This window comes from Kineococcus glutinatus, from assembly GCF_039542765.1.
GTDB lineage: Bacteria > Actinomycetota > Actinomycetes > Actinomycetales > Kineococcaceae > Kineococcus_A > Kineococcus_A glutinatus.
Map to the genome: position 1 here is coordinate 1 of NZ_BAABIL010000103.1, position 7,827 is coordinate 7,827.

Here is a 7,827-nt window from a genome sequence, read left to right on the forward strand (position 1 = left end):
GACCCGGACGCCGACCCGGACGCCGACCCGGACGCCGACCGGGTGGCCGAGCGCCTCCTCGCCGAACTGGCCGCCAGCACCCGCACCGGCAGCCCGCGCGGCCTCTCGCGCCGCTCCGGCCGGCTCCTGGCCGCCGGCGGTGCGGCGGCCCTGGCCCTGCTCCTGCTGCTGCTCGCCACCGTGGCCGGCCTCCTGCTCTGAGCGCCCCTCCTCCGCGGGGCACCGCGGGCGCTAACCTGCCGCGGGGGCCCGGGCGGGTGCACCGCGGTCTGGCCGGCGGTGCACGAGCGCGCGGCCGGGAGACGACTCAACGGGGCGGTGCCGGTGGGCGCCGCCCGTCCGGGAGCTGAGGACATCCATGGCGCACACGGTCGGCATCGACATCGGCGGCACCAAGATCGCGGCGGGCGTCGTCGACGAGCAGGGGGTCGTCGTCGCCCGCACCCGGCGGGAGACCCCGGCCAAGGCGCCGGCCGACATCCGGGCCGCCGTCGCCGACGCCGTCGCGGAGCTGGCCACCACCCACACCGTCACCGCCGTCGGCGTGGCCGCCGCCGGGTTCGTCGACGCCGCCCGCTCCACCGTCGTCTTCGCCCCCAACCTCGCCTGGCGCGACGAGCCGCTGCGCGCCGGCCTGGAGGCGGTGCTGGAGCGCCCGGTCGTCGTGGAGAACGACGCCAACGCCGCCGCCTGGGGGGAGTACCGCTTCGGCGGGGCCGTCGGCGGCGACGGCGCGCCGGTCGACGACGTCCTGCTGCTCACCGTCGGCACCGGCCTCGGCGGCGGCATCATCGCCGGCGGCCACCTGCAGCGCGGCGCGCACGGTGCCGCCGCGGAGGTCGGGCACGCCCGCGCCGTCCCCGGCGGGCACCCCTGCGGCTGCGGGCAGCGCGGCTGCTGGGAGCAGTACGTCTCCGGCAGCGCCCTCGTGCGCGAGGCCCGCGCCCTGGTGCGGGGCGCCGAGGCCCCGGGCAAGCCGCTGCTGGACGCGGCGGGCGGGGAGGTCGACGCGATCGACGGCCCGCTCGTGACCCGCCTCGCCGTCGAGGGCGACCCCGCGGCCGTCCAGCTGCTCGCCGAGCTGGGGCGCTGGCTGGGGGAGTGCGCGGCCAGCCTCGTCGCCGTCCTCGACCCGGCCGTCGTCGTCGTGGGCGGCGGGGTCTCCGCCGCCGGCGACCTGCTCCTGGCCCCCGCGCGGGAGAGCTTCGCGGCGAGCCTGTCCGGCGGTGGCCACCGGGCGCCGGCGCCGCTGCGGCTCGCGGAGCTCGGCAACGACGCGGGCATGATCGGTGCGGCGGACCTCGCCCGCACCCTCTGAGCACCACCCCGACCGCAGGGAGCCACTGTGCCCGCTCCGCGCCGCACCCGCCGGCCCTCGCCCGACCCGCGCCGCACCGAGCTGCAGCAGCGCCTGCGGCAGCAGACGCGCCGCGCCCTGATCGGGGACGGCCCGGCGGTGGGCGTCGACATCGGCGGCACGAAGGTCGCGGCGGGCGTGGTCGACGGCGAGGGGCGGGTGCTCAGCCAGGTCCGCCGCGAGACGCCCACCAAGAGCCCGCAGGCGGTCGAGGACGTCATCGCCGAGGTCGTGGAGGAGCTGGCGGCCCGCCACGAGGTCGTCTCCGTCGGCATCGGCGCGGCGGGTTTCGTCGACGCCGACCGCTCGAGCGTGCTCTTCGCCCCCCACCTGGCGTGGCGGCACGAGCCGCTGCGGGACGCGGTGGAGCGGCGGGTGCGCGCCCGCCTCGGCAGGCGGGTGGGGCGGCGCACCCTGGTGGAGAACGACGCCAACGCCGCCGCGTGGGGGGAGTACCGCTTCGGGGCCGGTCGCGGGGAGAGCCGGATGGTGTGCGTCACGATGGGCACGGGCATCGGCGGGGCGATCGTGAACTCCGGGCGGGTGCAGCGCGGCAGGCACGGGCTGGCCGGGGAGTTCGGCCACATGGTCATCGTCCCCGGTGGCCACCGCTGCGAGTGCGGCAACCGCGGCTGCTGGGAGCAGTACGCCTCCGGCAACGCCCTGGTGCGGGAGGCGCGGGAGCTGGCCCGGGCCGATTCGCCCGTGGCGCAGGGCCTGCTGGAGCGGGCCGGTGGCGATCCGGGGGCCATCACCGGTCCCCTGGTGACGGCGGCGGCCCAGGACGGCGACGCGGCGGCGGTGGAGCTGTTCGAGGAGGTCGGCCGCTGGCTGGGCATCGGCATCGCCAACCTCGCCGCCGCGCTGGACCCCGGCACCGTCGTGGTGGGCGGCGGGGTGTCCGATGCCGGTGACCTGCTCCTCGGCCCGGCGTGGGAGGCGTACCGGCGCACCCTGACCGGCCGCGGGTTCCGCCCGGAGCTGCGGCTGGTGCGGGCGGAGCTGGGACCCGCGGCGGGGCTCGTCGGTGCCGCGGACCTGTCCCGCGGCTGGGGGTGAGCCGGGGTTGGGCACCGGACGCGACCCCGCACCCGACCCCGGCGGGGGGCTGCCGCTGCGCCTGGTGAGCTGGAACGTGCACGAGCTCGCCGACGACCGCGCCGCCCTGGCCCGGGTGCTGCTGGCCGCGGCCGCCGACCTCGTCTGCCTGCAGGAGGCGCCCACCCGGCTGCTCACCGCCTCCCGGTTGCCCGCCCTCGCCGCGGCCTGCGGGCTGCGGGTGTGCGCCGCGGGGCGGGCGGGGGCCGGGACCGCCGTCCTCGTCTCCCCGCGCCCGGACGTGCTGGCGGCCGGGGTGCGGGCGCTGCCGGTGCCGCTGTGGCGCGGCCGGCGGCCGGTGCGCCGGCGCGGTGCGGCCGAGGTGCTGCTGCGGGTGCCCGGTCCGGGCGGTTGGTCCCCGCCGGTGGGCGTGCGCAGCGTGCACCTGGGCCTCGACGCCGGTGAGCGCCTCGACCACTGCCGCCGGCTGCAGGACCTCGACACCGCGGGGGCGTCCGTCCTGGCGGGGGCGGGCGAGCGGGTCGTGGTGGCCGGTGACCTCAACGAGGGACCGGAGGGCTCGGCCCAGCGGTTCCTGCGCGAGCGGTTGCGCGACCCGCTGGGCGCGGCGTCGGCACCGGCGACCTTCCCGGCCCGGCACCCGCGCCGCCGCATCGACGCGGTGCTCGTGGGCGCGGGGCTGGGGGTGCGCGACGCGGGGGAGGTCGCCGCCCCGGCGGCCGACCTGGTGGTGGCGACCGACCACCGCCCGGTGCGCGCGGACCTGCTCGTCCCACCGGCCTGACGCGCCCGGCGCGGCGGTGGGTCCTCAGACCACCGCGCCGTCGTCGTCGTCGTCCTCGCGCCGGGACGGCAGCCGCAGCACGAGGGTCGCGAAGCCGGCGACGAACGCGGCGGCGGCGATCGCCGCGACGAGACCGGGCAGGTGCCCGCGGGCGACGGCGGCGACGAGGAGGACGACGGGCCCGCCGAGGACACCGGCCCAGGCCGCCCAGACCACGAGGTCGCGGGGCAGCGGCGGCGGCTCCGGCGGCACGAACCCGTCGGCCGCGAAGGGGTCGGGCTCCTCGTCCTCGGGCCTGCCGCCCCGGGCGGGGGCCGCGTCGGGGACGGTGTCGCGCTGCGGTGCGGGGGGCGGCGCCTCGACGGGTGCGCGCGGCAGCGGCAGCACGGTGCGGCGGGCCTCCGGCGCGGCGGTGGAGGGGGACTCGCGGTCCTCCTCGCCGGCGACCTCCGCGGCGCGCGCGGGCGAGGAGGGGGTGTCCCAGCGCGCGACGATCTCCGCGAACACGGCGTCGACGTCCAGGTCGCCGCCGGGGTCACCGGTCTCGTCGGGGTTCGCGGGCACGACCCATGGTGGCACGCGCACCAGCGGGCGTCGAGGCGTTCGACCGGCCCGGCGGCGGCGGCCCACCCGTCCGGCCCACCCGTCCGGCGCACCCGCCGCACCGGGCCGACCTGCCGCGGCCGCGGGGAGGCCGTAGCATCCGGCGACGGCCGCCGTCGGCGCGCCGCGCCGCGACGCGAGGAGGCCGGAGCAGCCCGTGCTCTACTGGCTGATCAAGCTGCTGCTCGCCGAGCCCGTGGTCAAGACGGTGTTCCGGCCCAGGGTGCACGGGCTGGGGAACGTGCCCGCCGGTGGCGCGATCCTCGCGAGCAACCACCTGGCCTTCTCCGACCCGCTCTTCCTGCCCGTCGTGGTCCCCCGGCGGATCACCTTCATCGCCAAGTCGGAGTACTTCACCGGCCGCGGCGTGCGGGGGCGGCTGACGGCCGGCTTCTTCCGGGGCATCGGCCAGCTGCCCGTCGACCGCTCCGGGGGCGGGGCGAGCCGGCGGGCCATCGACGAGGCCGTGCGCGTGCTGGCGGCCGGGGAGCTGTTCGGCATCTACCCCGAGGGCACGCGCTCCCCGGACGGGCGCCTCTACCGCGGCCGCACCGGGGTGGCCCGCATCGCGCTCGAGTCGGGGGCACCGGTCGTGCCGGTGGCGATGATCGGCACGGACCTGGTGCAGCCGGCGGGGACCCGGCTGCCGCGCGTGCGGCGGGTGAGCGTCGTCGTCGGCCGGCCGCTGGACTTCTCCCGCTACGCCGGCCGCCGGGACGACCGGTTCGTGCTGCGCTCGGTGACCGACGAGATCATGTACGAGATCATGAAGCTGTCCGGGCAGGAGTACGTCGACGTCTACGCCGCCGAGGCCAAGCGCGCGCCGGGGCGCCGGGACGGGACCGCCGGTGGCGCACCGGGCGGTCGCACGGCGCCAGGACGCTGAGGCGCGCCACGCCGGGGGCTGCCCGCGCGTGCGGCACCCGGCGGTGGCAGCATCCCCCCCGCGAGGACCACCACCCGCCCGGCGGCAGCCGGCGGCAGGACCCGCGGGCAGGGCGCCCGCGGGTGCGGAGCCGGTCACGACGCCGTGGCCGGGGGAGGAGAGCACGTGCGCGTCGGAGTGCTGACCGGGGGCGGGGACTGCCCCGGCCTGAACGCCGTCATCCGGGCCGCCGTGATCGCCGGTGCGCAGCGGCACGGCTTCGAGTTCGTGGGGTTCCGCGACGGCTGGAAGGGCGTCCTGGAGGGGCTGACCACGCCGCTGGACACCGAGCGGGTGCGCCCGCTGCTGGCGGTGGGCGGCACGGTGCTGGGCTCCAGCCGCACCAACCCCCTCGCGGTCGAGGGCGGCGTCGAGCGCATCCGCAAGACGCTGGCCGAGCTCGGCGTCGACGCGCTGCTCGCCATCGGCGGGGAGGACACCCTCGGGGTGGCCACGGCCCTGCACGAGGCGGGGGTGCCGGTCGTGGGCGCGCCCAAGACGATCGACAACGACCTGTCGGCCACCGACTTCACGTTCGGCTTCGACACCGCCGTGCAGACCGCGGTGGAGGCCTGCGACCGGCTGCACACCACCGGCGCCTCCCACCACCGCCTGATGATCGTGGAGGTGATGGGGCGGCACGCGGGCTGGATCGCGCTGCACACCGGGATGGCGGCCGGGGCGCACGTCACGCTGCTGCCGGAGGTGCCCGTCGACCTCGACGAGGTGGCGGCCACCGTGCGCGAGGTCCTCGAGCGCGGCGAGGCGCCGCTCGCCGTGGTGAGCGAGGGCGCCGCCGTCGGTGACGCGGAGGTCACCACGGGGGCGCCGCTGGACGCCTTCGGCCACGTGCAGCTCGGCGGGGCGGGCGAGAGGCTGGAGCGGGAGCTGGCGCAGCGCATCCCCGGCCTGAGCAGCCGCGTCACGGTGCTGGGGCACCTGCTGCGCGGTGGGACCCCCTCGGCGGCCGACCGCATCCTGGGCACCCGCTCGGGCCTGTCGGCCGTCACCGCGATCGCCGAGGGGAACTTCGGCACGATGGCCGCGCTGCGCGGCACCTCGGTCGTGCAGGTGCCGCTGTCGGAGGCCACGGGCGTGCTCAAGACGGTGCCGGCGGCGCGCATCGCGGAGACCGCCGGCGTGCGGTGGTGAGGTGCCCGGGCCCGCCGCCCGCGCCCGGGCCGTGGACATCGCCGCGTGGTGGTCCTGCACCGCTGCGGCGGGTGCCAGACTGGAGCCGTGAGCACGCCAGGTACCCCTCCCGCGACCTCGCCGATCTCGTGGCCCGACCTGCCGGCCGCGCAGCAGCCGGAGTGGCCGGACCCCGTCTCCCTCGACGAGGTCCGCGCCGAGCTGGCGTCCTACCCGCCGCTGGTCTTCGCCGGTGAGTGCGACGACCTGCGCGGGCAGCTGGCGGCCGCCGCCCGCGGCGAGGCGTTCCTGCTGCAGGGCGGTGACTGCGCCGAGACGTTCGCGGCGGCCACCGCGGACGGCATCCGCCGCCGGCTGAAGACGATGCTGCAGATGTCGGCCGTCCTCACCTACGGCGCGGGGCTGCCGATCGTCAAGATGGGCCGGATGGCGGGGCAGTTCGCCAAGCCGCGCAGCTCCGGCACCGAGACGCGCGAGGGCGTGACGCTGCCCGCCTACCGCGGCGACGCCGTCAACGACTACGCCTTCACCCCGGAGGCCCGGGCCGCGGACCCGCGCCGGCTGCTGCGCGCGTACCACACCTCCAGCGCCACGCTGAACCTCATCCGGGCCTTCACCACGGGCGGTTTCGCCGACCTGCGCCTCGTCCACGAGTGGAACCGGGGGTTCGCGGCGAACGCGGCCAACGCCCGCTACGACGCCCTGGCCCGCGAGATCGACAAGGCGATGCGGTTCATGGCGGCCTGCGGGGCGGACTTCGACGCGCTGCGCAGCGTGCAGTTCTGGGCCAGCCACGAGGCGCTGCTGCTGGACTACGAGCGCCCGCTGACCCGGATCGACTCCCGCACCCAGACGCCGTACGACGTCTCGGCGCACTTCGTGTGGATCGGGGAGCGCAGCCGCCAGCTCGACGGCGCGCACATCGACTTCGCCGCCCGCATCCGCAACCCCATCGGGGTCAAGCTGGGCCCGAAGACCTCCCCGGACGACGCGCTGGAGCTCATCGACCGCCTCGACCCGGAGCGGGAACCGGGCCGGCTGACGTTCATCACGCGGATGGGCGCCGGGCAGATCCGCGACGTGCTGCCGGACCTGGTGCGCAAGGTCACCGACAGCGGCGCCACCGTGACGTGGGTCTGCGACCCGATGCACGGCAACGGGATGACCTCGGCCAGCGGGTACAAGACGCGCCGCTTCGACGACATCGTGGACGAGGTGCGCGGCTTCTTCGAGGTGCACGCCGCCCTCGGCACCGTGCCCGGTGGTCTGCACATCGAGCTGACCGGCGACGACGTCACCGAGTGCCTGGGCGGGTCGATGGACATCGACGACGCCGGTCTGGCGCACCGCTACGAGTCGCTGTGCGACCCGCGGCTGAACCACCAGCAGTCGCTGGAGCTGGCGTTCCTCGCCGCGGAGATGCTCAGCGGGCGCTGAGCCGCGCACGACCGGGGCCCCGGACCGCCGCGCGCGGCCGGGGCCCCGTCGCGTCCCCGTCAGACGACGGTCAGGGTGATCGTGGAGCCCTTGGGGACGCTGCGGCCGGCGGCGGGGTCGCTGGAGCGGACGGTGCCGAAGAAGCCGCCGAGCACCTCGCTGATCCGGACCTTGAAGCCGAGGGCCTCCAGCTGGGCGCGGGCCTCGGCCACCTGCTTGCGCTGCACGTCCGGGACCGTCACGAGCGGCGGCCCGCTGGAGACGACGAGGGTGATGGTGTCGCCGCGGAAGGCGGTGGCCGCCTCGGGGGCCCGGGACACCACGGACCCCTTGGCCACCGTCTCGCTGACCGCGTCCTCGTCGCGCTGCACGACGAACCCGGCGTCCTCCAGCGCGGTCCTGGCCTGCTCGTAGGGGGTGCCCACGACGTCCGGCACGGTGATCGGTTCGCGGCCCCGGCTGACGACGAGCGCGACCGGGGCGTCGCGGCGCAGGCGGGTGTCCGGCGCG

The 7,827-nt window shown here is 77.6% G+C and carries 8 protein-coding genes and 1 pseudogene; 7 read left to right on the plus strand and 2 right to left on the minus strand.

Annotation, left to right across the window (positions count from 1 at the left end; genetic code table 11):
* From ABEB16_RS04640 to ABEB16_RS04655, 4 genes and pseudogenes are all read left to right on the plus strand, one after another.
* Positions 1–201: pseudogene (locus ABEB16_RS04640) on the plus strand (hypothetical protein); the annotation flags it as partial.
* A 157-nt stretch (positions 202–358) separates the two neighbouring features.
* On the plus strand, positions 359–1,318 hold the full coding sequence (locus ABEB16_RS04645; protein ID WP_345711098.1) for an ROK family glucokinase: 960 nt from the start codon (positions 359–361) through the stop codon (positions 1,316–1,318).
* Between the two features lie 81 nt (positions 1,319–1,399).
* Complete coding sequence (locus ABEB16_RS04650; RefSeq protein WP_345711105.1) at positions 1,400–2,416, plus strand: ROK family glucokinase; 1,017 nt, start codon at positions 1,400–1,402, stop codon at positions 2,414–2,416.
* Between the two features lie 7 nt (positions 2,417–2,423).
* Positions 2,424–3,200, plus strand: coding sequence for an endonuclease/exonuclease/phosphatase family protein (locus ABEB16_RS04655; RefSeq protein ID WP_345711099.1), 777 nt, complete (start codon positions 2,424–2,426; stop codon positions 3,198–3,200).
* Positions 3,201–3,224: 24 nt separating this feature from the next.
* On the opposite strand, the gene ABEB16_RS04660 is transcribed toward ABEB16_RS04655, so the two are convergent.
* The gene (locus ABEB16_RS04660; protein ID WP_345711100.1) at positions 3,225–3,764 is read right to left on the minus strand and encodes a hypothetical protein; all 540 of its coding nucleotides are present in this window, start codon (positions 3,762–3,764) and stop codon (positions 3,225–3,227) included.
* 196 nt (positions 3,765–3,960) lie between these two features.
* Between ABEB16_RS04660 and ABEB16_RS04665 the strand changes: the two genes are divergently transcribed.
* The 3 genes from ABEB16_RS04665 (at position 3,961) to ABEB16_RS04675 (ending at position 7,317) form a co-directional block, all read left to right on the plus strand.
* Entirely contained in the window at positions 3,961–4,689 is a 729-nt protein-coding gene (locus tag ABEB16_RS04665) for a lysophospholipid acyltransferase family protein (protein ID WP_345711101.1), read from the plus strand.
* A 165-nt stretch (positions 4,690–4,854) separates the two neighbouring features.
* On the plus strand, positions 4,855–5,880 hold the full coding sequence (locus tag ABEB16_RS04670; protein ID WP_345711102.1) for a 6-phosphofructokinase: 1,026 nt from the start codon (positions 4,855–4,857) through the stop codon (positions 5,878–5,880).
* An 87-nt stretch (positions 5,881–5,967) separates the two neighbouring features.
* On the plus strand, positions 5,968–7,317 hold the full coding sequence (locus tag ABEB16_RS04675) for a class II 3-deoxy-7-phosphoheptulonate synthase (RefSeq protein ID WP_345711103.1): 1,350 nt from the start codon (positions 5,968–5,970) through the stop codon (positions 7,315–7,317).
* A gap of 59 nt (positions 7,318–7,376) precedes the next feature.
* Here the strand turns inward: ABEB16_RS04675 and ABEB16_RS04680 are convergent.
* Positions 7,377–7,827 (minus strand): PASTA domain-containing protein (locus ABEB16_RS04680; protein WP_345711104.1); only part of this gene is annotated, 451 nt, incomplete at its 5' end.

Bases quoted from the DNA above. Each gene is read 5' to 3' on its own strand.
- ABEB16_RS04645 (WP_345711098.1), top strand. From the start codon at position 359: ATGGCGCACACGGTCGGCATCGACATCGGCGGCACCAAGATCGCGGCG.